Source organism: Micromonospora wenchangensis (assembly GCF_002210435.1).
Classification (GTDB): domain Bacteria; phylum Actinomycetota; class Actinomycetes; order Mycobacteriales; family Micromonosporaceae; genus Micromonospora; species Micromonospora wenchangensis.
In genome coordinates this window covers 24885-50251 of record NZ_MZMV01000013.1, presented here as the reverse complement: position 1 = coordinate 50251, position 25367 = coordinate 24885, and the positions used below count along the sequence as shown (strand labels likewise).

Below are 25367 nucleotides of genomic sequence, written 5' to 3'. Positions count from 1 at the left end.
CTCAGCCTCCGATCGCCGACATGGGCCGGACGGGTTGCAGGAACGTCGGGTCGTCGATGCCGTGCCCGGCCCGTTTGATGACCGTGGCGGCCTGCCAGCGGCGGGCGATGTCGGCGTCGTCCGCGCCGGCCCGCAGCGCGCCACGCAGGTCGGACTCCTCGGTGGCGAACAGGCAGTTGCGCACCTGGCCGTCGGCGGTGAGCCGGGTCCGGTCGCAGTCGCCGCAGAACGGCCGGGTCACCGTGCCGATCACGCCGACCCGGGCCGGGCCGCCGTCGACCAGCCAGGTCTCGGCCGGGGCGGCGCCCCGGTGCGCCGGGTCGGGGGTGAGGGCGAACCCGGCGGCCAGCGACGCGAGGATCTCCTCGGCGGTGACCATCGTGGCCCGGTCCCAGCCGTGCTGGGCGTCCAACGGCATCTGCTCGATGAACCGCAGCTCGTAGCCGTGGTCGAGGGCGAACCGCAGCAACGCCGGTGCCTCGTCCTCGTTGACCCCGCGCATCAGCACCGCGTTGACCTTCACCGGGGCGAGCCCGGCGGCGGCGGCCCCGGCCAGCCCGCCGAGCACGTCGCCGAGCCGGTCCCGGCGGGTCAACGCGGCGAACCGGGCCGCGTCGAGGGTGTCCAGCGACACGTTCACCCGGTCCAGCCCGGCGTCGCGCAGCGCCGGGGCGAGCCGGTCCAGGCCGAGACCGTTGGTGGTCAACGAGATCCGGGGCCGGGGGGTGAGCGCGGCCACGGCGGCGACGATGCCGACCAGCCCCGGCCGGATCAGCGGCTCTCCCCCGGTGAACCGCACCTCGGTCACCCCGAGCCGCTGCACCGCGACCCGGACCAGCCGCACGATCTCCTCGTCGGTGAGCAGTTGCGGCCCGGCCAGCCAGGGCAGCCCTTCGGCGGGCATGCAGTAGGTGCAGCGCAGGTTGCACTTGTCGGTCAGCGACACGCGCAGGTCCCGGGCGATCCGGCCGTACCGGTCGACGAGGACGCCGGCGGTCGTCGGGGCGGCGGTCACCCGTCGACCGTAGCGCGGCCGGCACCCCGCAGCGCCGCTCGGGCGGCACCGACGACCGCATCGCGGTAAGCCCTACCGAACAGGGCGGTGTGCACGAGCAGCAGGTGCAGTTGGTGCAGTGGCACCCGTTCCCGCCACCCGTCGGCCAGCGGCCACGCCTCCCGGTAGCCGGCCATGATCCGGTCGTGGTGCGGCGGGCCGCCGAACAGCGCGAGCTGGGCCAGGTCCGTCTCCCGGTGCCCGCCGTGCGCCGCCGGGTCGACCAGCCACACCCGCTCGTCCGCACCCCAGAGCAGGTTGCCCGGCCACAGGTCGCCGTGCAGCCGGGCCGGCGGCTCGTCGCCGCCGAACTCGCCGATCCGCGCCACCACCTGCTCGACCAGCGCGGCGTCCGGGCCGTCGAGGGCACCGCCGTCGACCGACATCCGCAGGTACGGCAGGAGCCGTCGCCTGGCGAACCAGTCCGGCCACGGCCCCTCGTCGGGGGTGTTGTCCTGCGCGAGGGTGCCGATGAACCCGGGCCACACCGCCCCGAACCGGTCGGCGCCGGCCCGGTGCGTGCCGGCCAGCTCCCGGCCGAACCGCTCGGCCGCCCCGGGCGTCGGCTCGCCGGGGTCGACCCAGTCGAGCGCCAACAGCTCCGGCAGCGCCACCACCACCTCCGGTACGGCCACCGCGCCGGCCTCCCGCAGCCAGCGCAGCCCGGCGGCCTCGGTGTCGAAGAAGCCCGCCGGCACCGCTCGACCGGCCCGCTCCGGCCAGGTCTTGGTGAAGACCGAGTGGCCGTCGTCCAGGGTCAGCCGGGAGGCCACGCAACTGTCCCCGCCCGCCACCGGGGTCTCCCGGATGCGCTGGTGGGTCAGGAAGGTGGGCAGGTGCTCCGGGTGCGCCCGCAGGTACGCCAGGTCCATGAGCGCAAGGTAGCCGCTCGGACCGACCCCGGTGGGCCGCGTCGCCTGCCGAATCGCGTCGACCTGCATGAACACTCTCCGTATCTGTGGATAACTTGCGTGTCGTCCACAGGGCCTGTCGGCGCTGGGGCCGCCCGCCGCACGCTGCCGGACATGAACGCGACCGACCGCCCCCGGCTCACCGTCCGCTCGCCCGCCGACCTGATCACCGCCGTGCCGTACCTGATCGGCTTCCACCCCGTCGACAGCATCGTGGTGGTGGCGATGCGGGGCCGGCGGATCGTCTTCGCCGCCCGCGCCGACCTGCCCGGACCGGGCACCGACCCGGCCCTGCCGGCGCGACATCTCGGCGACGTGATCGGCCGGCAGGACGCCGAAGCCACCACCGTCGTCGGGTTCGGCCCGCCCGAACGGGTCACCCCGGCGGTGGACGCCGTCCGGTCCGCGCTGGCCGACCTCGGCCTGCCCGTGCTCGACGCGCTGCGGGTGACCGGTCGCCGCTACTGGTCCTACCTCTGCGAAGCGCCGGACTGCTGCCCAGCCGACGGCACCTCGTACGACCCGGACGCCAGCCAGGTCGCCGCCGCCGCGGTCTACGCCGGTCAGGTGGCGCTCCCCGACCGGGCGGCACTCGCCGCGCAGGTCGCCCCCACCGAGGGCGTCGACCGGGCCGCCCTGCGCCGGGCCGGTGACCGGGCCGAACGCCGCCTGCTGGGCCTGCTGGAGACGGCCCCCGACACCGACGAGTCCGGCGAGCGGGCCATCCGCAGGGCCGGCACCACGGCGGTACGCCAGGCGCAACGCCGGCACCGGCGCGGCGACCGGCTCACCGACGACGAGGTGGCCTGGCTGACCCTGCTCCTGACCCACCTGCCGGTACGCGACCACGCGTGGGAACGCACCGACGGCCGGGAGGAGGACATCGCCCTGTGGAGCGAGGTGCTTCGCCGCAGCGAGGAGGAGTTGGTGCCCGCCCCCGCCTGCCTGCTCGCCTTCGCCGCCTGGCGGGCCGGCCAGGGCGCGCTCGCCGCCGTGGCCCTGGAACGGGCGCTGACCGTCCGCCCCGACTACACCCTCGCCCGGCTCCTCGACGATCTGCTGCGGCGCGGTGTTCCGCCGTCCGACCTGGACGGATGGCCGGCCGTGACCGAGCCGGAGGTGCTGCGCCGCCGTCGTCGCCGGCCCCGCCGCTCCCGCTGACCCGCCGCCCCGCTGATGCGGGCGGCAGCAGGGTCACTGTCGGTGAGGATGGTCGGGGCTATGTGGTCTCGGAGAGGAGTATTCCTGGCAGTCATATTCATGCCTGACAGGCATACGGCTGTCAGTGGCATGGTGTCGGGGCGGACACGGCAGCTGGCCGGAGTGATAGCAGCCCATGCTCTCCAACGGCCGGGTCGGGCACGTCAGCGATGGAATGCCAGGTCGCTCCCTGACGTGAAATGCCTGCCCCGGACCTCGGGGCAGGCATTTCACCGAGCAGGTCGGTCAGGCGCGGGCGGCCAGCCCGGTGACGAACGCACGCCACGAGGTCGGGGCGAAGGTCAGGGCCGGCCCGTCCGGGTCCTTGGAGTCCCGCACGGCGACCGCGCCGGAAAGGTTGTCGGCAACCTCGACACAGTTACCGCCGCTGGTGCCACTTCGGGTGGACTTCCGCCAACGCGCATCAATCAGTCTCACGGGTTGTCCCCTCTCGCAGCCTTTCGGTTAGATGCCGGTGTCTGGACTGGTGGCTCAGATTCCCCATTCAGGAACGTCTTCAGCGTCGCGTAGACAGTGTTCCGGTGCCGCGAGGGAAGCGGTGGACCGCCGAACGTCTACGCCTTCCTGGCCGCTGGCGTGAGGTGGCTGCCCCGGAACTCGGAGCAGGCACCTCACCGTGCAGGTCGGTCAGGCGCGGGCGGCCAGCCCGGCGACGAACGCACGCCACGAGGCCGGGGCGAAGGTCAGGGCCGGCCCGTCCGGGTCCTTGGAGTCCCGCACGGCGACCGCACCGGGAAGGTTGTCGGCAACCTCGACACAGTTCCCACCGCTCGCACCGCTGCGGGTGGACTTCCGCCACGTGGCGTTACTGAGGTCCATGTTGGCTCCCAACTTCCTTCAACAGATCGATGGACTGCCGACGCGGAAGGGCCTCGTTCCGGACGTTCTCCCACCGCGCTTGGAGCGTAGCCAACTCATCATCCTTGTCGACCACAACGCCGCCAAGCTGGTTCTCAAGGTGCCCGACCCACACCCCACCGCCGGAGCGCGCCAGAGCGAACGGCCCGGACAGTCCGACATGCAGCCCGGTGACTGCCGGGATGACGTGCACATGAACATGCGGCAGTTCTGCCCTGGCGATGAGTTGCGTGATCTGCTGCCCCATGACGACACCGAAGCCCTCGCCGGCTAGGCGCACCGCCCTTTCGTCGAGCACCGCCACCAATTGCGGAGGATGCGCGCCGGTCAGAATTCTCTGTCGGTCGATTCGTGCCGACACCCGCTGTTCCACCTCGTCGTCGGTGAGGCTGTCGACAGTTCGAAGCACCGCGCGGGCGTAGGCCTCGGTTTGTAGTAGGCCGGGAATCAGGTTCGGCTCGAAGTACCTGAGTTGGGTCGCGTTGCGTTCGGCGTCGAGCCACGGCAGGAACCACGACGGTGTGCCGAGCTTGCTCACCAGCCGCTCGAAGAGCCCACCGGTGCTGAGCGCCCGGTCAGCTCCCTTGATGAAATCCAGGGTCAGCGCCCGGGTGCCCCCCTCGACGGCACTGACGTGCGACGCGCTGAAGCCGGCACCCCGCCCGAACGCCTCCTGCGTCATACCGGCGGCACCCCGGGCACGGCGGATCTCGGCAACGACGAAATCGGCGAGCGGATCTGGTACGTCAGCCATGCACGGCGCCCCAATCTGAAGATCGACTATTCATGCCGCCACCTCGTCGGCGGTTCCTCATCCGGCTCAGCCCGAACGTTCGTCGCACCTTCCGAGCCTAGTGACCTCCACACCAGAGTGTCACCGGGGCGGCGCTGTCGGTAGTGGTCGAGAGCTGGCGGCGGCGTCTGCCGGAGAGGCCGGCCGTGGAAGGGCGGCCGGCCCCTCCTCCACACCGACGAAGACACACCCACGCGGACGCACCGACGCGGACGCACCGACACAGAGGAGACGCCGTGCCCAGGGAGAAGCCGAAGCCCGACCGGGGCCCGAAGCCCGCACCCCGCCCCGAACCCGTATCCGATCCCGGGCCACCCGCGCGCCCGATCGTCCCTGGCCCGATCGGGCCGCTCGTGCCGCCGTACCGGGGGCCGGGGCGGATGGCCGGCGTCGTGCCGGCACACCGCTGGGCGTACGGCCGGAACCAGGGGCCCCGGTGACCGGCCCGGAGGTCAGGTCGGGAGACGTGCTGCACCTGTCGCGTACCGCCAGTGTGCAGTTCATCCGGCCGATCACGGTCCGGGTCATCCGGGTGCTGGCCGACTGGCACACGTACCACGGTTGGGTCTGGATCGACGCGTACGAGCTGAATGCCGCAGGCGACGCGGTCCGGCGGCGGACCCTGTTCCTGATGCCGGCGGGCGCGCGCCGGCTCGCGCAGCCGGACCGGCCGGCAGGCGCGGCGCTCCCGCAGGGTGGCCGGGGGCGGCGGCTCAGGTCGGTGGGGACGCGGTGACCGGGGCGCTGCCCGGCCGGCACACGCCGCTGCGGCCGATCTGGCTGTGCCGGGTCGACGCGAACCCGTGGCCGTGCGGGGAGGCGAAACTCGCCCTCCTCGCGCGGTACGGCGACGACCTGCCCGGACTGCTCGCCCTGCTCACCGGGTTGTCGGCAAAGGCGACCGAACACCTGACGCAGCTCGACAGCGGTCGCCGGATCGACGTGACCGACCGCTTCCTCACCTGGGTCCGCCCGCCGGACCGCTGATCCCTCCCGGCCGCCGGAATCGGCAGCGGTCGCGGTCGCCGGTCGACTGTGGAGAGTTGTTGCGGCCCCGGCGACAAGAAGTCTCCACGATCACGCCCCACGCCTGACGACTCCGCGCCGACCGCAGGCGGGTCAGGGGGTGACGCGGTGGGTGCCGGTGTAGACGTTCATGGTCCGGCCACGGAGGAAGCCGACCAGGGTCAGCCCGGCCTCGTCGGCCAGATCGGCGGCGAGGGTGCTCGGCGCGGAGACCGCCGCCAGCAGCGGCAGGCCCGCCATCCACGCCTTCTGGGTCAGCTCGAAGCTCGCCCGGCCGGACACCAACAACAGATGGCCGGACAGCGGCAGCCGCCGCTGCCGGACCGCCCAGCCGACCACCTTGTCCACCGCGTTGTGCCGGCCGACGTCCTCGCGCAGCACCACCAGTTCCCCGTCGGGGCTGAACAGGCCCGCCGCGTGCAGGCCGCCGGTGCGGTCGAAGGCGCGCTGCGCGGCGCGCAGCCGGTCGGGCAGCTCCGCCAGCAGCTTCGCCGGCACGGTGAGTGGGTCGTCGGCGACGGTGAACCGGGACCGGGTACGAATCGCGTCGATGCTGGCCTTCCCGCACACCCCGCAGGAGCTGGTGGTGTAGAAGTTGCGCGCCGGGTCCGTCGTTGGTGCCGGCACGCCGGGGGAGAGCACCACGTCGACCACGTTGTACGTGTTGGGTGTCTCCGCCCCGGAGCAGAGCTGGGCGGTGTGCACGTCGGCGTCGCTGCGGATCAGCCCCTCGGTCAGCAGGAAGCCGATGGCCAGGTCGAGGTCGTCCCCGGGGGTACGCATGGTCACCGCCAGCGGGCGGCGTCGACCCGGCCCGCCGGGGCCGACCCGGATCTCCAGCGGTTCCTCCACGGCGAGCGTGTCCGGCCGGCGCAGCGCCACCCGGGTGTCGTCCGCCGCGTCGAGGTCGATCCGGAGCACGCTCCGCCGGTCAGTGGCCCGTCCCATCCCGCCATCCTGCCCCGCCCGCCCGGCCCCCCGCACGCTGACCACCCTGGCTGCGGCCCCACCGCGCCCACCCGGCCGTCCCCGGCCGCCGGCACCGCCCGATAGTCCCCGGCCGCCGGCAGCGGGCGTCGGCCCGGCAGCGGGGACGGGACGGAACCGGGAGGCTGTGCGACCGGAGCACGCGGGCCGGGCCCGGCGGCTACCGTGGCCGGGTGACGGCGTACGCGGCGGTGGTGCTGGCCGGTGGGGCGGCCCGCCGGATGGGTGGGCGGGACAAGCCGGCGGTGCCCGTGCACGGCCGGCCGATGCGGGACCTGGTGCTCGCCGCCGTCGCCGACGCCGTACCCCGGGTGCTGGTCGGCCCGGGTGGGGCGCTCCCGGCCGATGTTCTGGTGACCCGGGAGGAGCCGGCCGGTGGTGGGCCGGTGGCCGCCGCGTCCGCCGGGCTGGCCCTGCTCGGTCCCGGTACGGCGGTCGTCGCCCTGCTCGCCGCCGACCTGCCGTTGCTCACCCGCCCGGTCGTCGGCGTGCTGCTCGACGCGCTCGCCGCCGAATCCGGCCCGGCGGCGGACGGCGTCTGCCTGGTCGACGACCGGGGGCGACGCCAGCCGCTGTGCGGGGTGTGGCGGGTGCCGGCGTTGCGCGCCGCGCTGGACCGGGTCGCCACCCGCCGAACCGAGGCCGGTGCGCTGGCCGGGGCGTCCATGCGGGAGCTGCTGGGCGAGTTGACGGTACGCGAGCTGGCCTGGTCCGCTGCCGGCCCGCCACCGTGGTTCGACTGCGACACTGACTCCGACGTACGCCGGGCGGAGGAGTGGACGCGATGACCGTGCTGGACGACTGGGTGACGGCGGCCTGCGCCGAGCTGGGTCTCGACCCGGCCGAGGTGCCGGTGCCGACGGTGCTGGATCTGGCCAGGGACGTCGCGCACCAGGTGCTGCGGCCGGGCGCGCCGGTCACCGCGTACCTGCTGGGGGTGGCGGTCGGACGCGGCGCGGACCCGGCAGCGGCGGCGGCCCGGCTCACCGGGCTGGCCGCCCAGTGGCCGGTGGAACTGGGCGGCGAGCGCCCCGCCTCCTGACGGCGGACACCGGCGCACGATCCGGTACGCCGTGCCCCGGGCGGGGGAAGGGCGACGGGGACGGGCGGGGTTGTCCGATGCCGGTCGCGGTGGATTCGTTCTCCGGCCCGCCTGGGTAGGGTGACCTTGACGGACGGAGGCGATCATGACGGCGGACGACCCCTCGAAGCCGACCGGTGACCAGCCCGGCACCTCGCCGGCGCACCACGACCACCACGAGTCGGTCCTGCTGGACGAGCCGAGCACGGCCGACCTGCGGGCCAAGGTCACCGAGGCGTGGCGGGAGTTCGCCCGGGCGCTCGCCGAACGGCTGCGCGAGCTGCCCGCCGGGGCTCAGCTCGAAGTGACCCTGGACCCGACCGCCTCCGGCACCGGCGACGCCGTCTACTCGATCAGCGTGGCCGTGGGTGAGGGGGGCCGGCTCTCCGCGCGGGCGGTCGGCAACGCCACCCTGCCGCAGGGCTTCCGGCTGGACCGTGCCGCGGTGGCCGACATGATCGCGCTCGGCTGGTCGCCGCCCGGCGTGGTGGCGGGCTCCGGCGAGCACTTCGGCCTGGACGGGTCGACCGGGGACGCCAGCAGGCTGGCCGGCCTGCTCTCCCGCACCCTGCGCGACGTGTACGGCGCACCGCACCCGGCCTTCCTGGTCTATCTCAGCCAGGACGCCGAGGGGGAGCCGTTGCCGATCGAGGCGCTCGGCACCGCGCGCAGCGAGTTCGGCCCCGACCGGGACGTCGAGGCCGACCTGGACGAGGCGCTGGCCGCCGCGGCGAGCGCCCAGAGCGCCGAGCAGGAGGTGCTGGACCTGCCCGAACGGGTCCGGACGGTGGTGTCGACGATGCTCAAGTCGACCTCCGAGCACCTTCAGATCGACTCCGACGGGGACATCAACATCCGGGCCGGGTCGGCGATGGTCTTCGTCCGGGTGCGGGACAATCCGCCCCTGGTGGACGTCTTCTCGCCGGTGCTGACCGAGGTCGAGCCGACGGAACGGTTGTACGTGAAGCTCTCCGAGCTGACCAACCGGATGCCGATCGGCCGGTTGTACTGCGCCGACGACACGGTGTGGGCGTCCATCCCGGTCTTCGGGCGCAACTTCCAGGCCACCCACCTGATGCTGGCCGTGCAGGTGATGACCGGGCTCGCCGACGAACTCGACGACCGGTTGCACGGCGAGTTCGGCGGGAAGCGGTTCTTCGGTGAGGGCGACAAGCCGAGCCGGGGCGACAGCGGGCATCGCACCGGCATGTACCTCTGACCCGTCGCCGGGAGCACCGGCCCGCCGCCCCCGACCGGTGTCAGGGGGTGGACGGGCCGACGCCCGGCGACTCGACCAGCCGGGACAGCACGATGGTGCTCCGGGTGGAGGTGACGAACGACTCCGCCCGGAGCCGTTCGAGCGCCTCCTCCAGGTGGGAGATGTCGGCGGCGCGCAGGTGCACGAGCGCGTCGGCCTCGCCGGAGACGGTGTACGCGCCGACCACCTCGGGGTGCCGGCGGGCGGCCACCCCGAGCTGGGTGGGTGTGGTCCGGCCGGCGCAGAACAGCTCGACGAACGCCTCGGTGGTCCAGCCGACGGCGGCCGGGTCGACCACGGCGGTGAAGCCCCGGATCACCCCGCTGGCCCGTAGCCGGTCCACCCGTCGCTTGACCGCCGGAGCGGAGAGTGACACCCGGGCGCCGATGTCCGCGTACGAGGTTCGGGCGTCCGCCACGAGCAACGCAATGATTCGCTGGTCGACCGCGTCTATCTGCAACGTTCCGCCTCGGGGAAGCAACGGTTCTGGCTGTTACCAAAGTTCTACGCTACCTACCCTTGGTGACCGTGAACCAGCAGCGTGTGCCGCGAAAGCGGACATATCTCATGTGTGCCCCGGAGCACTTCGCGGTCGAGTACGCCATCAACCCGTGGATGGACCTCACCGTCGGCGTCGACGTGGCGCTGGCGGTCGATCAGTGGGACCGGCTGCGGGACACGCTGGTGGGCCTCGGTCACGACGTGCACGTGCTCACCCCGCAGGCGGGGCTGCCGGACATGGTCTTCGCGGCCAACGGCGCCTTCGTGGTGGACGGGACGGTCTACGGTGCGCAGTTCAAGCACGAGCAGCGGGCCGCCGAGGCCGCCGCGCACCGGGAGTTCTACCAGAAGCACGGCTGGCACTTCATCGCGCCGAGCGAGACCAACGAGGGTGAGGGCGACTTCGCCTACCTGCCCGAGGCGCACGGTGGGCTGATCCTCGCCGGGCACGGGTTCCGCACCGAGCTGCCGGCGCACGCCGAGGCGCAGGAGGCGCTGGGGCGGCCGGTGGTGTCGCTGCGCCTGGTCGACCCGCGTTTCTACCACCTGGACGTGGCGCTCGCCTCGATCGACGACGGCAACGTCGCGTACTTCCCGGGGGCGTTCTCGGCGGCCAGCCAGCGGGTGCTCGCCCAGCTCTTCCCCGACGCGGTGCTCGCCGACGACGAGGACGCGCTGGCCTTCGGCCTGAACCTGGTCAGCGACGGGGCGAACGTGGTGCTCAACAGCGACGCGACCCGGTTGGCCGGCAAGCTCAAGGCGGCCGGCTACACCCCGGTGCCGGTGGAGCTGGCCGAGCTGAAGAAGGGCGGCGGCAGCGTCAAGTGCTGCATCGCCGAGCTGCGCCCCTGACCGCTCCCGGCACCACGGACGGCCGGTCCCGCCGGGGCCGGCCGGGTGCCGCACGGCTCAGCCCAGCGTGGCGATCTCGTTGATCAGGACGTTGGACAGCAGCCGGCCGTCGAACTGCACCTTGCGCAGGTACCACTTCTGCTGCGGGGTACGCGGCTGGTTGAACTGCCACGGGCCGCGTGGGCTGTCGATCTGACCGATCTTGCCCAGCGCCAGGTTGACCTGCTGCGCGGTCGGCTCGGCACCGGCCAGCCGGATCGCCTTGTCGAGCACCTGCGCGGCGTCGTACGAGGCCATCGCGTAGGTGGTGGGCGAGACGTTGTAGGTCTTCCGGTAGGCCGAGGCGAAGATCCGGTTGGCGTTGTTGTTCAGGTCGGCCGAGTAGTTCAGTGCGGTCTGGATGGTGCCGGCCTTGAGGCTCTCGTCCGCGTTGACCAGGGTCGAGCGCAGGTCGGTGAGGATGTTGCCCTCGGTCAGGAAGCCGGGCGCGTAGATGTCACCGAACCAGCGGCTGCGACGCAGTTGCCTGATGAACTGCTCACCGGCGGTGCCGGAGTAGAAGCAGAAGATCCCCTCCGGCTGGCGGCTGAGCGCCTCGCTGATCTGTGCGCCGAACTCGTTGTCGCCGGGGGTGGGGTTGGCGGTGGTGAGGATGGGGTCACCGATGATCCGGGGGTCGTCGGTGCCGAAGCCGTCCCGGAAGCCGTTGATCACGTCCTGGCTGGCGGTGCCCTCGGGGGCGACGATGGCGAGCCGGCTTCCGGTGGGAAGTGTTCGCCGCAGGTACGACCCGAGTGCCCGACCGGGCTCGTCCAGCACGTACGACGTCCGCCAGATGTAGACGACGCTCTGCAGGCTGGGCGGGGAGGCGTTGGACCCGATCAGCGGCACCCGGGCCTTCTCCACCGCGTCCCGGATGCCCGACATCACCGTCGAGCTGACCACGCCGGTCATGGCGAGCACGTTCTGGGCGAGCAGCTTGTCGACGGCGGCCTGGCCGCTCTTGGCGTTGTCGCCCTCGTCGACGGCCACCACCGTCGCCGGATGGCCGCCGAGCTGCTGGCCGTTCATCGCCAGGAAGAGCTGGAAGCCGTTCTCGATGTCGATGCCGATCGTCTTGCCGTCGCCGCTCTCCGGCCGGATCAGCCCGATCCTGATCGGCTTGCCCGGGGCCGGCGTCTCGGTGTCGTCCGTGCCGCAGGCGGCGACGAGTCCGGTCGTGCCGAGCGCGGCCAGCAGTTGAAGGGCCCGCCTGCGGTTCATCTGCGACACCGAAATCCTTCCGGGAGCATTGCCGGGCGTCACCGCCCCTCCGGCGTTCTACCTGGTGGGCGACCCTGCGTCAATGGATCTTGATCTTCAAGCAACGACTGCAACGCAGCCCTTACCTGCGGCCAGGCCGCCGAGAGCGGGTCGATCAACCCGAAGTGCTCGCATTCCGGCAGCTCAATGAGGGTGACCGGGGTGCCGGTGGCCCGTGCGGTGGCAGCATATGACCTGCTCAGGGCGACCGGCACCTGGCGGTCCCGACCCCCGTGCAGGATCACCGTCCGTGTCTGCCCCGACACCGAAAGGCGGGGGTCGGCTGCCGCGTACCGCTGCGGGTGCTCGGCCGGGCCGCCACCGAGCAGCGCGGCCACCGCCCCCGAATCCAACCCCAGCCGGTACGCCTCGGCGAGGTCGGCGACCGGGGCCAGCGCCAGCACCCCGGCCACGTCCTGCGGGGCGTGTGCCGCCACGTGCAGCGCGAGCTGCCCACCCGCCGAGTGCCCCAGCAGCAGCGGCGGCCCCGGCGCGACCACCCCCGGCAGGGCCTGCGCCGCCACCCCGGGCAGCGCTGCCACCCCGGCCCGGATGTCGGTGAGCGTGTTCGGCCAGCCACCGCCGGGCTGGCCGGTGCGCCGGTACTCCAGCTGGGCCACCGGCCAACCCGCCTCGGCCAGAGCGGCGGCGAGCGGGCCGGTGTGGGTGCGGTCGTACTCGGCCCGCCAGAAGCCCCCGTGCACCACCGCCACCAGCGGCCGGACCGGACCACCACCGGCCGGCCGGCGCAGGTCGACGAGCTGCTCCGGCTGGTCGCCGTAGGCGACGGTCAGGTCCGGCGGCGGGGCGGGCCGGCTGAGCACCGCCCGGGGGTCGTGGGACATGCCGGCGACGGTAGCGCGGCTGGTGGAGGTCCGGGTGGGTGCGACGGGATCGGGTGGGTAAAGATGGGGCCATGACCGAAGCGCACCCCACTGGACAAGCTGACGAGCCGGGCCGCCCCGACGGGCAGTCGGGCACCGTGGTCGTGGTCGGCCCGGACGGCCGCCCGGTCGGCACCGTGCAGACCGACGAGGCCGGCGAGGACCCGACCCGCCTGGTCGAGCAGCCGGCCAAGGTGATGCGGATCGGCAGCATGATCAAGCAGCTGTTGGAGGAGGTCAAGGCCGCCCCGCTCGACGACGCCAGCCGGCACCGGTTGCGGGAGATCCACCAGCGGTCGATCGTCGAGCTGAAGGAGGGCCTCGCCCCCGAGCTGCGCGAGGAGCTGGAACGGCTCTCGCTGCCGTTCGCCGAGGACCAGGCGCCCAGCGAGGGCGAGCTGCGGATCGCCCACGCCCAGCTCGTCGGCTGGCTGGAAGGGCTCTTCCACGGCATCCAGGCCACCCTGGTGGCCCAGCAGATGGCCGCCCGGATGCAGCTTGAGCAGATGCGCTCCGGTGGCCGTCCCGCCCTGCCCAGCGGCCCCGGCGGGGGAATGATCCCCGGCATGCCCGGCATGGGCCAGCCCGGTGGCGAGGGCCACAACACCGGCCAGTACCTCTGACCTCAGCCCACCCCGAAGACCTTCTCCAGGTACGCCGCCACCCCGTCGGCGGTGTTCGCCCCGGTCACCTCGTCGGCGATCTCCAGCACGGCGGGGTGGGCGTTGGCCACCGCCACCGCCCGCCCCGCCCAGGTCAGCATCGGCACGTCGTTGGGCATGTCGCCGAAGGCGAGCACGTCGGCCTGCGCCACCCCGACCCGGGCCGCGTACCAGGCCAGCCCGGCGGCCTTGGTCACCCCGGCGGCGGAGATCTCCACCAGCCCGCTGTACGACGAGTGGGTCGCCTCGGCCAGCCCCTCCAGGGCCCCCGCCACCACCTGCACGAAGGCGTCCGGGTCCTGGGTGCCGGCGCGGGCCAGCAGCTTCACCGCCGGCACCGAGGCCAACTCCTCAGGCGACTCGACGGCCCGGATGGCCTCGTGGTCGGCGTCCCAGCGCAGCGGGTAGTGCGCCTCGTGCCGCATCTGCCGGCTGTCCACGATCTCCACCGCGAAGCTGACCTCCGGCACCGCCGCCCGCAGCCGGCGGGCCACCTCGGCGAGCAGTTCCGGGGCCAGCGGGTCGGCCCGCAGCACCTGGTCGGTGTCCGGGTCGTACACCACCGCGCCGTTGGCGCAGACCGCCGGCAGCGGGGCTGCGAGCTGGTCGTACACCAGTTGGAGCCAGCGGATCGGGCGGCCGGTGACCAGCACGACGGGCGTGCCCGCCGCGGAGATCCGCTCCAGCACCGCCGCCGTACGGGCGCTGAGCCGGCGCTCGTCGCCGAGCAGGGTGCCGTCGATGTCGGTGGCGACCAGCCTTGGTGTCTCTGCCATCACCGGGAGAGTAGCCGGTCGAGGTAGACCGCCACCCCGTCGTCGTCGTTGCGCAGGGTCACCTCGTCGGCGGCGGCCCGCACCAGCGGGTGCGCGTTGGACACCGCCACCCGGGACCAGCCGGCCCAGGCGAACATCGGCAGGTCGTTGGGCATGTCCCCGAAGACCAGCACGTCGGCCGGGTCGACGCCGAGCCGCTCGGCGACCACGCTCAGGCCGCTGGCCTTGTCCACCCCGGCCGGGGTGATCTCGACGAAGCCGAGACCGGCCTGGGTGAGGGTGGCGACCTGCGGCGGGACGATCCGGCGGACGGTGGCCAGCAACTCGTCCACGTCGTGGTCGGCGGTCCGGACGAACGCCTTGATCACGTCGAGGGCGAGACACTCCGCCCGGCTGCGCGCCTCGAACAGTTCGGGGTAGGGCCAGGACGGGTGGTAGTCGCCCCAGAGCGGCGCGTCGTGCTCGTCGGAGCCCTCGACCATGACGGTCAGCGGGCCGACGGCGGCCTCCAGGTCGGTCAGCAGGGCGGCCAGCACCCCGGCGGAGAGGCGCTCGTCGCGCAGCACCACCGGGCCGGCCGGGTCGCTCTGGTCGACCACGCAGCCACCACCGGCCATCACCAGGAAGTCGGCGGCCCGGATGTCGTTGCGGGTGAGTTCCTTCAACCGGGGGCCACGGCCGGTCGCGCCGACCACCGGGATACCGGCGGCCCGCACCCGGGCGAGCACCCCGTGGGTGTACGCCGAGACGGTGTCGTCGCTGCGCACGAGGGTGCCGTCGAGGTCGGTGGCGATGAGTTTGGGCAGTCCCGGGCGGGTCATCGTTCCTCCTTGCCCGCCGCCGTCCGTACCGGTCGTCCGACCCGGTGTGACGGCGGGCAGCAACCGTACCTCGCCGTCCGGGTCGCAACCACGGCTTCCGGGCGAATCAGCAGGCAACGACCGGTGACCGCCGTGCGGCGGTCCGGCGTCCGCCCCGGCCGGCTCAGGGGTGCGGTTCGCGGCGGGCGAACGGGACCGTCGGGGTGACGGTCAGGCCGGTGGGCGCGGCCGGCCGCCCGTCGTCCCCGTCCGGGTCGACCCCGTCCGGGTCGGCCTGCGACCCGGTGGCGTCGACCGGCGGACCCTCCGGCTGCCCGACGGTGGTGAGCAGCGCCGCCCCGACCAGCGCGACGGCGACGAAGGCCATCACCAGGCCCCGGCCGTAGTCGACCCGGAACCCGTCCTCCGGGGAGTAGAACAGCGCCCGTTGGCCCGAGTCGTCCAACGAGAAGGCGGTGACGGTGAGCAGGATCACCAGGGTGCCCGCCACGGCCAGCCCGGCCACCCGGGCGTCGTGCCGGACCGCCGGCCGCCCGCGCAGGCTCAGCGCCACCGCGACGCTGAGCAACAGGAGCCCCACCAGGTAGGCGATCCCGAAGCCGCCCACCTCGGCCACCCCACCGGGCACCCGGATGGTGCCGCTGCCCTCCGGGCCACCGTTCGGCACGGTCATCACCAGCCACTCCCCGGTCATCGAGGCCGTGGCGGCGACCGCGCCGAGCAGGGCCAGCACCGGGGGCAGCCGCCGGTCCCGGCGCAGCGTGGCGGGCCAGTGCCCGAACCGTCCGCCCGCCGGTCGCCCGGGGTCACCCCACTCCGGCACGGGGGTGTCGTCCGAGCGGTCGTCCTGTCTCGGGATGGGGAGATCCTGGGACATCGGCCACCTTCCGCGTCGCGGGCCTGACCCGCATCATCCCACGCCGGTACGCCCCGACCCGGCAGCGCCGACGCCTCGGAACGCCGTACGTCGGCCGCTGCCGGGCTCGCCGGGTCGGTCGCCGCGGGCGGGGCTTTCGACTAGCGTTCGGGTATGCCTATCCGTACCGCATCCGCACGTTGGCAGGGCAACCTCACCGAGGGCGCCGGGACCGTCCGCACCGGCAAGGGTGGCCTGGAGGGGAACTACTCCTTCAAGTCGCGCTTCGAGGAGGGCGAGGGGACCAATCCGGAGGAGCTGATCGGGGCCGCCCACGCGGGCTGCTTCTCGATGGCGCTCTCCAAGCAGCTCGCCGACGCCGGGGTGTCCGGCACCTCGGTGGAGACCACCGCGAAGGTGCACTTCGACAAGACCGACGCGGGGATGACCGTCACCCGGATCGACCTGGAGACCGTCGGCCAGGCCCCGGGCCTCGACGAGGCCCAGTTCACCAAGCTGGCTGAGGCCGCCAAGGAGGGCTGCCCGATCTCCCGGCTGCTCTCCCCCGGCGCGCAGATCAGCCTCACCGCCCGCCTCGCCTGATCCGTCCCGTCCGCCGTCCGGCCCGCGCGGGCCGGACGGCGGACGGGGTACGGGCGGTGCTCCGGCGGGACCGGTGGGCGGGCGGCAGGTCGGGCACAATGGGTGGGGTGCCCGTGGAGATGAGCCGTGAACGCTTCGAGGAGCTGGTCGGCGAGGCCCTCGACGAGGTGCCCGAGGAGTTGCTCCGGCTGATGAGCAACGTGGTCATCCTGGTCGAGGACGACCCACCGCCCGGCGAGGACCTGCTCGGCCTCTACGAGGGGCACGCGCTGACCGAACGCGGCTGGAACTACTCGGGTGTGCTGCCCGACCGGATCTTCATCTACCGCCGGCCGATCCTGCGGATCTGCACCACCGAGGACGACGTGGTCGACGAGGTGGCGGTGACCGTGGTGCACGAGATCGCCCACCACTTCGGCATCGACGACGAGCGGCTGCACGCGTTGGGCTGGGGCTGAGCCCGCCGCCCGCCCCCTGCGGCCGGTCGTCTGCGTGTTCCTGACCGGTTCCGTGCGCGGAGCCGGGCCGGCGCGCCGCTCGGCCGATGCGGCGGCTTGCGGGGGCTGCCTACCGTGTGGTGAGCACACCCCCAATCAGGAGGAAGACCCAATGCGCAGCGCGCTGTTCTCCGCGGAGAACCTGGAGAAGGAGTCCGCCCAGCCCGGCATGCGGCTGCAGAACTCCAAGATGTTGAAGATCGAACTCAACGGTGAGGCGATGGCCCGGGTCGGGTCGATGGTCGCCTACCAGGGGCAGGTGCAGTTCCAGGCGTTGGGCTCGGGCGGCATCGGCAAGTTCATCAAGCAGCGGCTCACCGGCGAGGGCGTGCCGTTGATGAAGCTCAGCGGCCACGGCGACGTCTTCCTGGCCGAGCTGGCCAAGGACGTGCACATCATCGACCTGGAGCCGGGCGACGCGCTGTCGATCAACGGGTCCAGCGTGCTGGCCTTCGACTCCACCCTGTCGTACGACATCAAGATGGTCGGCGGCGCGGGAATGGCCTCGTCGGGCCTGTTCAACTGCGTGTTCAGCGGCTACGGCCGGATCGCCATCACCACCAAGGGCACCCCGGTCGTGCTCAACGTCGACGCGCCCACCTACGTCGACCCGCAGGCGGCGGTGTGCTGGTCGGCCAACCTCCAGACCGGCTACCACCGGGCCGAGCAGCTCGGCCTGGGCACCCTGCTCGGCCGCAGCACCGGTGAGGCGTTCACCATGAGCTTCGCCGGCCAGGGCTTCGTCGTGGTCCAGCCGTCGGAGGAGCCGCCGGTCCAGGGCAGCGGCGGCCAGCAGCAGCAACAGGGTCTGCTCGGCGGCCTGCTGAGCTGACCTTCGGCGAAACGTGGGGGCGGTCCCGGCCGGGGCCGCCCCCGTTCGTCTGCGCGACCGTCGGGCCGATCGGTGCGGTCCGCACCCGTGCCCCGCTGCCGCGCGGACGGTGGCGTGGGCTCAGCTCAGCTCGCCGGAGCGCAGCCGGGCCAGCCAGGCCGCCGCGTCGGTGTAGTCGGTGTCCGAGAGCCCGGCCGGCGCGGGCACCGGCCGGTCACCCGCCGCGTCGGCCCACCGGTGCCGGGGGTACGACCCGAGGAAGCGCACCTCGGCACAGACCCGCCGCAGCCCCTGCAACGCCTCGCCGAGCCGGACGTCCGCGACGTGACCGGTGCAGTCGAGGAAGAAGACGTACCGGCCCAGCGCCTCCCCGGTGGGGCGGGACTCGATCCGGGTCAGGTTGACCCCCCGCACGGCCAGCTCCATCAGCACCGACAGCAGCGCGCCCACCCGGTCGTGCGCGATGTAGACGGCCAGCGAGGTGAGGTCGTCGCCGGTGGGCGGCGGGGGCGGGCCGGGGCGGGACAGCAGGGCGAACCGGGTCACCGCGTCCGGATGGTCGGCGATCTTGTCGGCGAGCAGGGTCAGCCGGTGCCGGGCCGCCCCGATCGGGGCGCAGATCGCCGCGTCGTACTCGCCGTTGGCCGCGCCGGCCGCCGCCGCGCCGTTGGACAGCACGTCGACCACGGTGGCGTCGGGCAGGTGCGCGCGCAGCCAGTTGCGGCACTGGGTGGACGCCTGCGGGTGGGCGGCCACGCTGCGTACCCCGGCGGGGTCGGTGCCGGGGCGGGCACCGAGCACGAACTCCACCGGCAGGATCACCTCCCGGGTGATCACCAGCGGGTCCCCCTCGGCCAGCTCGTCCAGGGTCACCCCGACCGCACCGCCGATCGAGTTCTCCATCGGCACCAGCGCCGCGTCCGCCTCACCGGCCCGTACGCTCTCCAGCGCCTCGCCGACGCTGCGGGCGGGCGTGCGGCTGCCGCGCTCGGCGGCCGGGACGGTACGCAACGCCTGCTCGGCGAAGGTGCCCTCCGGGCCGAGGTAGACGTAGCGGGTCGGCGGTGTTCCGGGCATGTCGCCCAGCCTACGCACCCGGTGGCAGCCCGGCCCCGGTGTCGCAGGCCAACGTCCGGATGGCGGGCGGCGCGACGGCCTTCACCTCGATCGAGCAGACGTCGGTACCGGCGGTGACCAGCCGCAGGGCGTCCGGCGTCCCCCGGCTGACCGCCTGGAGTTCCTCGTGCCCGCTGACCGACAGCACGGTGTACTGCCAGCCGTCGGCGCAGAGCGGCCCGTCGACGGCCCGCACCGGCACGTCGCGGGGTAGCACGTTCCCGCGGAGCAACCCGATCACCCGGTCGGCCGGGGGACGGCCGGCGCAGGCCGTCGCGACCGCCGCGACGGTGGGGGTCGGCAGCGTCGACGTCGGCGGCAGGGTGGGGGTCACCGGCAGGACGGGGGGCGACGTCGGCGGCGGCAGGGTCACGGCCGGCGTGGACGGGACGACCGGGGCGGGTAGCTGGCGTTCGGGCGGGGCGGCGCAGCCGGTGAACGGCGACACGGCGAGCAGGGCCACGGCGAGGCGGGCGGCGACCGGCCGCCGGTACGGGGGGCGGTGGGCGGGGTCAGGCGGCACGGGCCGGTCCTCGGGGGATTCGGGCGCGGGGGCGTCGCGACGGGGGCGGCCGTCACGGACCGTGGGAGGGGGCCGGTCGTGTGGCCGGTGGGGTGAACCCATCGTAGGAAAAACCGCCCGCCCGGTGAAGGCCGCCGCGACGCCCGACGCCGCCGCCCGGCGCGGGGCAGACCGGCGCGGGTGCGGGTGCGGTCAGATCGGGGAGAAGAAGGTGAGTGAACCGGTGACCGAGCCGCCGGTGAGCATCGGGGTGGAGACGGCGTCGACGGTGGCGTAGGTGCTGGCGTCGCCGGCGGGCTGCACCCGCAGCAGACCCCGGGCGAGTCGACCGGAGTGCAGGGCGAGCAGCGGGGGGATCTTGTCGGTCTCCTGCTCGGGCAGCTCGTGCCGGGCGGCGGTGAAGTCGAGCAGCCGCAGGCCCCCTTCGAGCAGCGGCAGGCCGACCACGTCCTCGGGGGCACCGAGGCAGAGCAGTTCGCAGCCGGCGGCGGAGATGGCCACCACCAGGGTTTCGGCGTCGATCAGCAGGCAGGGTTCCTCGGCGTGCGAGACGCTCGCCGACCACTTCCCGACGTTGTCGCACCCCGGCCCTGTCGGCGTCCGCGCCGCCGGCACGAACACGTCCGGGAGCGAGAGTTCGACGTGGGCCACCGCGCCTCCTAGGTACACCGACGGTCTGTCCACGCTAGCCGGTCTTCGTGACGGTCGCCGACCGCGCGGGAGCCACCGGCCGCCGGTGGAGGGATCAAGTGCCCTGGTGGGCGGCCGGCGACGGCGCGGACCGGCATGTCGGGGGGACCGGTACCGCGGGGCGTCGCCGGTGACGTTACCGGCGACCCGCCGGCTTGTCAGCGGCCGTTCGGCCCTCGTCGTACCACCGGTAGTCGCCGGTGGGACGGTACGTGCCGTTGTGCCAGGTCTGCGGGGCCTGGGCGACCCGGGACAGCTTCTCGGCGGTGGCCGGGCTGATCCGGTTGCCTCCGGCGACGAGGAGCCGGTCGAGCTCCCGGTGGGTCGCCATCATGCAGTCCTTCGGCAGGCCGTAGACGCTGATGACGCCGGAGCCGACGAAGGTCAGCACCGGCGTCACCGGGATCGGCAGCCCGACCGCCTCGGTGAGCGCCTTGCTGGCCCGCTTGGCGTCCCGCCGGGCCTCGGCCACGTACGGCGGGCGCTTGCCGTTGATCTGCACCACGTCCCCGGCGACCAGCACGCGGGCCCGGCCGTGGTCGGCGATGCTGACCGCGAACAGCCCGCTGGGGCCGATGGCGAGGAACCCGGCGCGTTCGTCCTGACCGTGGTCGCGCAGGACGTCGGAGACGTCGGTACGCGGCCACTCGATGACGTGCCAGGCGGGGCCCAGGTGGTCGAGCTGACCGAGCGCCCGCGCACCGGCGGCCTCCAGCCGGCGGGCGCCCCGCTCGGCCCGGCGTCGACGTGCCCACTCCAGGGGGGTCGGACGGGCCGGGTCGAGAGCCGCGGACCCGTCGGGACGGGGGTGCGGCACCGTCACGGGCGGCAGTGCCCGGGTGGGTACGGCTCGACGAGCGGGAAAGACAGTCATCGCGACCTCCGGCAAAAGGTCCCTCGAAAGTTATGTTCTCACTACCCTACGTCGCCACTGTGGGGGTACGGCAAGTTGGAACGCCGGAATGAGTGCGGATGAATGCCATATTCATCCGCAGTTCTTCCGCTGAACATCGTTCATCACTGTCCTACGCTGCGGGGGTGACCCACTACGTGGACAGCGAGGTCGGTCGACTCGGCACGGTGCTGTTGCACCGACCGGGTCCGGAACTGGCCCGCCTCACCCCCCGCAACAACGACTCGTTGCTCTTCGACGCTATCCCATGGGTCGGCCGGGCCCAGGAGGAGCACGACGCCTTCGCCGCCGAGCTGCGCGGACGCGGCGTGGAGGTGCTCTACCTCGCCACCCTGCTCGCCGAGACGCTCGCCGTCGCCGACGCCCGCGCCGACCTCACCGAGCAGGTGCTCGCGTCACCCCGGCTGGGCGACACCCTGCGCCGCCGGGTCGCCGACCACCTCGCCTACCTCGACCCCGCCGCGCTCGCCGACGTGCTCATCGCCGGCCTCGCCCACGAGGAGGTGCGGATCAGCGCCGAACGCCCCGGCGGTCTGGTCTGGACGATGATGGACCGGCACGAGTTCGTCATCGACCCGCTGCCCAACCTGCTCTTCACCCGGGACTCGTCACTGTGGATCGGCGACCGGGTCGGGGTCACCAGCCTCGCCATGCCGGCCCGCCGCCGGGAGACCACGCTGACCGACGCGATCTACCGGCACCACCCGCGCTTCGTCGGCACCAGGACCGTCTACCATCCCGGCCTGGAACACCTCGAAGGCGGCGACGTGCTGCTGCTCGCCCCCGGCGTGCTCGCCGTCGGGGTGGGTGAGCGGACCACCCCGGCCGGCGCCGAACGGCTGGCCCGGCAGGTCTTCGCCGCCGGCCTGGCGCACACCATGCTGGTGGTGCCGATCGCCCAGGAACGGGCCACCATGCACCTCGACACCGTGTGCACCATGGTCGACGTCGACGCGGTGCTGATGTATCCCAACGTGGCCAGCACGCTGTCCGCGTACACGGTGATCGCCGGGCCGGACGGCGAGCCCCGGGTGGACGGCCCCGCGCCGTTCCTGCGCGCGGCGGCCGACGCGATGGACCTCGACCAGCTCCGGGTGATCGACACCGGCCTGGACCCGGTGACCGCCGAACGCGAGCAGTGGGACGACGGCAACAACACCCTCGCCCTGGCCCCGAGGCTCTGCGTCGGCTACGAACGCAACGTCGAGACCAACGCCCAGCTGGAGCGCGCCGGCATCGAGGTCATCCCGATCGCCGGTTCGGAGCTGGGCTCCGGCCGGGGCGGCCCCCGCTGCATGTCCTGCCCGCTGGTCCGCGAGCCGCTGCGTCCGCCGGCCGGCTGAACCGCCCCGCCCGGCGGCCTAGCGGAGGGTGAGCTGGCGGCCGAGCAGGCCCTGACGGGCCCGACGGCCGGCGGCGTCCAACGGCTCCTTCTCGGCCAGCGCGTCGGCGTACCGCTTGGCGAACGCGGCCACCGGCTCCTCCCACTCGGCGGCCGGGACGTCCTCCGGCAGGTCCCACACGGGTGCCAGCCGGCCGTGCGCCCGGAACATGCCGGCGAACTTCGTGCCCTCGCCGAGGGTGAGCGCACCGGCGGCGGAGAGCCGGGAGAGCGCGTCCAGCGCGGCGTCCTCGTCGTCGCCGAGCACCCACCGCACGTGCGCCTTTTCCGGCACCTGGCACCAGTACGCGGCCCGCGCGGCGGCCAGCTTCACGGTCGGGTAGATCGCCGCGTTCGCCCGCTCCAGGGACGCCTGCACGGTCGGGTCGTCGGCCGCGCCCGGGTCGAGCCAGAACTCGAAACCGTCGTGCATCGTGATCTCCAGCGGGCCGTCCACCAGGATGTCCTGGAGGCGGGGGCCGGGGCCCGGCAGCGGCGGCACCGTCACCGCCCCGCCCGGCTCGGTCCGCAGCGCGCAGAGCAGCGCGTCGGCCAGGTCCCGGGAGACGTCGCCGGACTGCTGGTGCCGCTGGAGGCCGATGAACACCCGACCGTCCGGCTTGGTCATCGCCGGGGCGGCCATCGGCAGCACGGTCGCCAGCGTGACCGGGCGGTCGCCGTGCTCCTCGACCAGGTCCGGGGTGAGCCGCAGCGGTGCCGAGGCGGCCGGTACGAGTTCGCGCAGGGCGATCCACTCCGGCTCGTCCGCCAGCCCCTCGAACGGACGGGGGACGAACACGTCCCGGATCTTCTCCCGGCGGGGAGCGGCCTCGGCGCGCTGGTTCTTTCGACGCTTGCTCACGGCGAGACAGCCTAGAGCCCGGCGGGCGTCGGTGGGGGAAGGACCCGCCCCGGTCAGCCGGCGGCGACCAGGTCCGGTCGGCAGTCGGCGGGGTCGAACTCGGCCCAGACGCTCTGCCCCAGGCCGTCCCGGTCGACCCCCCAGCGGCTGGCCAGCCCGGCGACGATGTGCAGGCCCCGGCCGTCGACGGCGTCGGTGCCGGCGGCCCGCATCCGGGGGCCGGCCCCGGCGCCGCCGTCGGTCACCCGGACGGACACACCAGGCCCGGTCCGGGTCGGACGCAGCCGCCAGGCGACCCGGACCACGCCGCCGGGCAGCGGGTCGGCGTGCCGGACCGCGTTGCCGACCAGTTCGGCCAGGACGGCCACCAGGTCGGCGAGGAGCGGCGGGGGCACCAGGTCGGCGAGTTCGTCGGCGAGCCGGTGCCGGGCCAGCCGCGCGCCGGTGGCGTGGTGGGGGACCACCACGCACCACGAACGCTCGGCTCGTCCCGTCGACACCCCGGCTCCTTCTCGGCCCGTGCCCGCGGTGGGTCGTCCGGCCCACCGGCGACTCACCCGCGGGGGAGCCGCACCTCTGCGACGGTACCGCCACCGTCGCGTGGACGTAGGGATACCCATCCATTCTGCTGTTCAACGATCCGGCGGACGAGATAGAGGCCGAGTCCGGCACCCGGATAGGCCCGCCGGTCGCCGGACTCGCCCTGCCAGAACCGGTCGAAGGCGCGTTCGACGTGCTCGGGCCGGATGCCCACCCCCCGGTCGGTCACCCGGAACGACACGGTCTGCCCGTCGGCCGACGCGAACACCTCGATCGGGGAGTCCGCCGGCGCCCACTTGCCCGCGTTGGTGCACAGTTCGGTCAGCACGGTGGTCAGGCTGCGCCGGTCCCCGAGGGCCTTGGGCAGGTCTGCCGGCGCGTGCAGGAACAGGCGTCGGCGCAGGTCGCCGGGGAGGTCCAGGACCGCCGCGCGCAGCGCCTCACCGAGGTCGAACGGGACGGCCGGCTCGCCGTCGGAGCGTACGTCGGTGGCCGAGGTGAGCAGCCGGTCGACCAGCCGGGCCAGTTCGTTGGCCCGTTGACCGATCACCCGGGCCGCCTGCCGCCGGTCGTGGTCGGTCAGCGACTCCCAGTGGTCGGTGAGGGTGTCGGCGTACCCCTTGATGACGGTGACCGGGGTGCGCAGCTCGTGGCTGGTGACCGCGACGAACAGGTCGCGGTCGGACTCCCGGCGTCGCTGGTCGGTGATGTCCCGGAAGGTGATCACCCGCAGCGTGCCCGGCCCGACCAGCTCGCCGGTGGTGACCCGCAGCCACCGCCCGTCCGGGAGCTGGTGGTCGAGCACCTGGCCGGCCGCGGGGAGCGGGAACGGCAGCGGCCGGTTCATCGCGTCACCGGCGCTGCGCCCGGTGACCTGGGTGGCGGCCGGGTTCCACAGCCGGACCCGGCCGTCCCGGTCGACCACGGCCAGGCCGTCGGCGAGCGCGGCGACGACCGGGCCGTCGCCGTGCACCGGCAGGCCGCTCTGGTCGCCGTACATGTGGGCGATGCAGGAGGCGAGGTAGCCGAGGAGGGCGTGCTGGACGCGGTCCTCGGTCTCGTCGTCGTCGGGGTAGAGGGCGTGCAGGGTGCCGACGGTGAGCCCGTTGAGTTCGGCGCGGGCGACGATCATGCGACGCAGGCCGTCGTCGACCAGTTCCGCGGCGAGCGGACCGTCCAGCCGGTCGAGCCGGGCCTGCCGGACCCGGGGCCCGGTGAGCAGGCAGACGGTGGCCGGGTCGGAGGCGGGCAGCGGGCGGCCGATGGTCCACTCGGCGCAGCCGCTGGCGGCGATCACCCGGCCGCCGGTCGGGGCGAACTCGACGAAGGCCACGCAGGCCGCGCCGAGCGTGGGGCGGGCCGCCCGGAGCAGCGAGGTGAGCACCGGCAGGCCGGCCTCACCTGAGTTGATCATCTCGATCACCGCGCCGTGGTCGGCGATGAGGGTGGCGAGGTCGGTGCGCTCCGGCATGCCCCGAGTCTGCCCCGTGCCGGGCGGTTCGGGCACCCCCCGCAGGTCACCCGGCTCCGGCAGCCGGTGCCGGCCCCAACCCCCGGCGTCGGCCGG

General features: G+C 73.7%; 31 protein-coding genes. 12 read left to right on the top strand and 19 right to left on the bottom strand.

Annotated features, from left to right (window positions below; all coding sequences use genetic code 11):
• Position 1 precedes the first annotated feature (1 nt).
• Both moaA and B5D80_RS10405 read right to left on the bottom strand, forming a co-directional pair.
• Complete coding sequence (moaA, locus tag B5D80_RS10410; RefSeq protein WP_088643613.1) at positions 2-1015, bottom strand: GTP 3',8-cyclase MoaA; 1014 nt, start codon at positions 1013-1015, stop codon at positions 2-4.
• Positions 1012-1926, bottom strand: coding sequence for a fructosamine kinase family protein (locus tag B5D80_RS10405; protein ID WP_088643675.1), 915 nt, complete (start codon positions 1924-1926; stop codon positions 1012-1014). The genes moaA and B5D80_RS10405 overlap by 4 nt, the downstream gene beginning before the upstream one ends.
• Positions 1927-2079: 153 nt before the next feature.
• On the opposite strand from B5D80_RS10405, the gene B5D80_RS10400 reads away from it, so the two are divergent.
• Positions 2080-3126 (top strand): DUF4192 domain-containing protein, encoded by a 1047-nt coding sequence (locus B5D80_RS10400; RefSeq protein ID WP_088643612.1) that lies wholly within the window; start codon positions 2080-2082, stop codon positions 3124-3126.
• Between the two features lie 285 nt (positions 3127-3411).
• Here the strand turns inward: B5D80_RS10400 and B5D80_RS10395 are convergent, their stop codons facing one another.
• The 3 genes from B5D80_RS10395 to B5D80_RS10385 all read right to left on the bottom strand — a co-directional run bounded on the left by B5D80_RS10395 (position 3412) and on the right by B5D80_RS10385 (position 4798).
• The gene (locus tag B5D80_RS10395) at positions 3412-3603 is read right to left on the bottom strand and encodes a DUF397 domain-containing protein (RefSeq protein WP_088643611.1); all 192 of its coding nucleotides are present in this window, start codon (positions 3601-3603) and stop codon (positions 3412-3414) included.
• A gap of 210 nt (positions 3604-3813) precedes the next feature.
• Positions 3814-4005, bottom strand: a complete 192-nt coding sequence (locus B5D80_RS10390; protein ID WP_088643610.1) for a DUF397 domain-containing protein — start codon at positions 4003-4005, stop codon at positions 3814-3816.
• On the bottom strand, positions 3992-4798 hold the full coding sequence (locus tag B5D80_RS10385) for a helix-turn-helix domain-containing protein (RefSeq protein ID WP_088643609.1): 807 nt from the start codon (positions 4796-4798) through the stop codon (positions 3992-3994). The genes B5D80_RS10390 and B5D80_RS10385 overlap by 14 nt, the downstream gene beginning before the upstream one ends.
• Positions 4799-5273: 475 nt before the next feature.
• On the opposite strand from B5D80_RS10385, the gene B5D80_RS10380 reads away from it, so the two are divergent.
• The gene (locus B5D80_RS10380) at positions 5274-5573 is read left to right on the top strand and encodes a hypothetical protein (RefSeq protein ID WP_245854416.1); all 300 of its coding nucleotides are present in this window, start codon (positions 5274-5276) and stop codon (positions 5571-5573) included.
• Entirely contained in the window at positions 5570-5824 is a 255-nt protein-coding gene (locus B5D80_RS10375; protein ID WP_245854413.1) for a flavin reductase, read from the top strand. Before B5D80_RS10380 ends, B5D80_RS10375 begins: the two co-directional genes overlap by 4 nt.
• Positions 5825-5956: 132 nt before the next feature.
• On the opposite strand, the gene fdhD is transcribed toward B5D80_RS10375, so the two are convergent.
• On the bottom strand, positions 5957-6811 hold the full coding sequence (gene fdhD, locus B5D80_RS10370; protein ID WP_088643608.1) for a formate dehydrogenase accessory sulfurtransferase FdhD: 855 nt from the start codon (positions 6809-6811) through the stop codon (positions 5957-5959).
• A gap of 212 nt (positions 6812-7023) precedes the next feature.
• Here fdhD and mobA point away from each other — a divergent pair, with 212 nt between their 5' ends.
• The 3 genes from mobA (at position 7024) to B5D80_RS10355 (ending at position 9150) form a co-directional block, all read left to right on the top strand.
• The gene (gene mobA / locus B5D80_RS10365) at positions 7024-7638 is read left to right on the top strand and encodes a molybdenum cofactor guanylyltransferase (RefSeq protein WP_425437185.1); all 615 of its coding nucleotides are present in this window, start codon (positions 7024-7026) and stop codon (positions 7636-7638) included.
• On the top strand, positions 7635-7892 hold the full coding sequence (locus B5D80_RS10360) for a DUF6457 domain-containing protein (protein WP_088643673.1): 258 nt from the start codon (positions 7635-7637) through the stop codon (positions 7890-7892). The genes mobA and B5D80_RS10360 overlap by 4 nt, the downstream gene beginning before the upstream one ends.
• Positions 7893-8037: 145 nt before the next feature.
• Positions 8038-9150: a T3SS (YopN, CesT) and YbjN peptide-binding chaperone 1 gene (locus B5D80_RS10355; RefSeq protein ID WP_088643607.1), complete on the top strand. Its 1113-nt coding sequence runs from the start codon at positions 8038-8040 to the stop codon at positions 9148-9150.
• A 40-nt stretch (positions 9151-9190) separates the two neighbouring features.
• Here B5D80_RS10355 and B5D80_RS10350 read toward each other — a convergent pair whose 3' ends face one another.
• Positions 9191-9649 carry an Lrp/AsnC family transcriptional regulator gene (locus tag B5D80_RS10350; RefSeq protein ID WP_088643606.1) on the bottom strand — a complete coding sequence of 153 codons (459 nt, stop codon included), beginning with the start codon at positions 9647-9649 and terminating at the stop codon, positions 9191-9193.
• Positions 9650-9708: 59 nt separating this feature from the next.
• On the opposite strand from B5D80_RS10350, the gene ddaH reads away from it, so the two are divergent.
• Positions 9709-10542, top strand: coding sequence for a dimethylargininase (gene ddaH / locus B5D80_RS10345; protein ID WP_342747099.1), 834 nt, complete (start codon positions 9709-9711; stop codon positions 10540-10542).
• Between the two features lie 57 nt (positions 10543-10599).
• Here the strand turns inward: ddaH and B5D80_RS10340 are convergent, their stop codons facing one another.
• Entirely contained in the window at positions 10600-11814 is a 1215-nt protein-coding gene (locus B5D80_RS10340; RefSeq protein ID WP_088643604.1) for an ABC transporter substrate-binding protein, read from the bottom strand.
• Between the two features lie 29 nt (positions 11815-11843).
• Positions 11844-12689, bottom strand: a complete 846-nt coding sequence (locus tag B5D80_RS10335) for an alpha/beta hydrolase family protein (RefSeq protein ID WP_088643603.1) — start codon at positions 12687-12689, stop codon at positions 11844-11846.
• 71 nt (positions 12690-12760) lie between these two features.
• On the opposite strand from B5D80_RS10335, the gene B5D80_RS10330 reads away from it, so the two are divergent.
• Positions 12761-13351 (top strand): bacterial proteasome activator family protein, encoded by a 591-nt coding sequence (locus B5D80_RS10330; protein ID WP_088643602.1) that lies wholly within the window; start codon positions 12761-12763, stop codon positions 13349-13351.
• Between the two features lie 2 nt (positions 13352-13353).
• On the opposite strand, the gene B5D80_RS10325 is transcribed toward B5D80_RS10330, so the two are convergent.
• The 3 genes from B5D80_RS10325 to B5D80_RS10315 form a co-directional block, all read right to left on the bottom strand.
• On the bottom strand, positions 13354-14166 hold the full coding sequence (locus B5D80_RS10325; RefSeq protein WP_088643601.1) for an HAD family hydrolase: 813 nt from the start codon (positions 14164-14166) through the stop codon (positions 13354-13356).
• Positions 14166-14987, bottom strand: coding sequence for an HAD family hydrolase (locus B5D80_RS10320; RefSeq protein WP_088643600.1), 822 nt, complete (start codon positions 14985-14987; stop codon positions 14166-14168). Before B5D80_RS10320 ends, B5D80_RS10325 begins: the two co-directional genes overlap by 1 nt.
• Before the next feature lie 163 nt (positions 14988-15150).
• Complete coding sequence (locus tag B5D80_RS10315; RefSeq protein WP_088643599.1) at positions 15151-15864, bottom strand: hypothetical protein; 714 nt, start codon at positions 15862-15864, stop codon at positions 15151-15153.
• Positions 15865-16017: 153 nt separating this feature from the next.
• Between B5D80_RS10315 and B5D80_RS10310 the strand changes: the two genes are divergently transcribed.
• The 3 genes from B5D80_RS10310 (at position 16018) to B5D80_RS10300 (ending at position 17775) form a co-directional block, all read left to right on the top strand.
• Positions 16018-16446, top strand: a complete 429-nt coding sequence (locus B5D80_RS10310; RefSeq protein ID WP_088643598.1) for an OsmC family protein — start codon at positions 16018-16020, stop codon at positions 16444-16446.
• 113 nt (positions 16447-16559) lie between these two features.
• Positions 16560-16904: a metallopeptidase family protein gene (locus B5D80_RS10305; protein WP_194821738.1), complete on the top strand. Its 345-nt coding sequence runs from the start codon at positions 16560-16562 to the stop codon at positions 16902-16904.
• A 151-nt stretch (positions 16905-17055) separates the two neighbouring features.
• Complete coding sequence (locus B5D80_RS10300; protein WP_088643597.1) at positions 17056-17775, top strand: AIM24 family protein; 720 nt, start codon at positions 17056-17058, stop codon at positions 17773-17775.
• A 120-nt stretch (positions 17776-17895) separates the two neighbouring features.
• On the opposite strand, the gene pheA is transcribed toward B5D80_RS10300, so the two are convergent.
• The 4 genes from pheA to B5D80_RS10280 all read right to left on the bottom strand — a co-directional run bounded on the left by pheA (position 17896) and on the right by B5D80_RS10280 (position 20978).
• Positions 17896-18852, bottom strand: coding sequence for a prephenate dehydratase (gene pheA / locus B5D80_RS10295; RefSeq protein WP_088643670.1), 957 nt, complete (start codon positions 18850-18852; stop codon positions 17896-17898).
• Between the two features lie 10 nt (positions 18853-18862).
• Positions 18863-19354: a hypothetical protein gene (locus tag B5D80_RS10290; RefSeq protein WP_425437186.1), complete on the bottom strand. Its 492-nt coding sequence runs from the start codon at positions 19352-19354 to the stop codon at positions 18863-18865.
• 252 nt (positions 19355-19606) lie between these two features.
• Positions 19607-20065, bottom strand: coding sequence for a hypothetical protein (locus B5D80_RS10285; RefSeq protein ID WP_088643595.1), 459 nt, complete (start codon positions 20063-20065; stop codon positions 19607-19609).
• A 175-nt stretch (positions 20066-20240) separates the two neighbouring features.
• Positions 20241-20978: a hypothetical protein gene (locus B5D80_RS10280; protein ID WP_088643594.1), complete on the bottom strand. Its 738-nt coding sequence runs from the start codon at positions 20976-20978 to the stop codon at positions 20241-20243.
• Positions 20979-21142: 164 nt separating this feature from the next.
• Between B5D80_RS10280 and B5D80_RS10275 the strand changes: the two genes are divergently transcribed.
• On the top strand, positions 21143-22360 hold the full coding sequence (locus B5D80_RS10275) for an arginine deiminase (RefSeq protein WP_088643593.1): 1218 nt from the start codon (positions 21143-21145) through the stop codon (positions 22358-22360).
• Positions 22361-22378: 18 nt separating this feature from the next.
• Here B5D80_RS10275 and B5D80_RS10270 read toward each other — a convergent pair whose 3' ends face one another.
• From B5D80_RS10270 to B5D80_RS10260, 3 genes are read right to left on the bottom strand one after another with little or no spacing between them, the layout of a single operon-like run.
• On the bottom strand, positions 22379-23260 hold the full coding sequence (locus B5D80_RS10270; protein ID WP_088643592.1) for a DUF5926 family protein: 882 nt from the start codon (positions 23258-23260) through the stop codon (positions 22379-22381).
• Between the two features lie 53 nt (positions 23261-23313).
• Positions 23314-23760, bottom strand: a complete 447-nt coding sequence (locus B5D80_RS10265; RefSeq protein WP_088643591.1) for an ATP-binding protein — start codon at positions 23758-23760, stop codon at positions 23314-23316.
• 53 nt (positions 23761-23813) lie between these two features.
• On the bottom strand, positions 23814-25271 hold the full coding sequence (locus B5D80_RS10260) for a sensor histidine kinase (RefSeq protein WP_088643669.1): 1458 nt from the start codon (positions 25269-25271) through the stop codon (positions 23814-23816).
• Between the last annotated feature and the right edge of the window lie 96 nt (positions 25272-25367).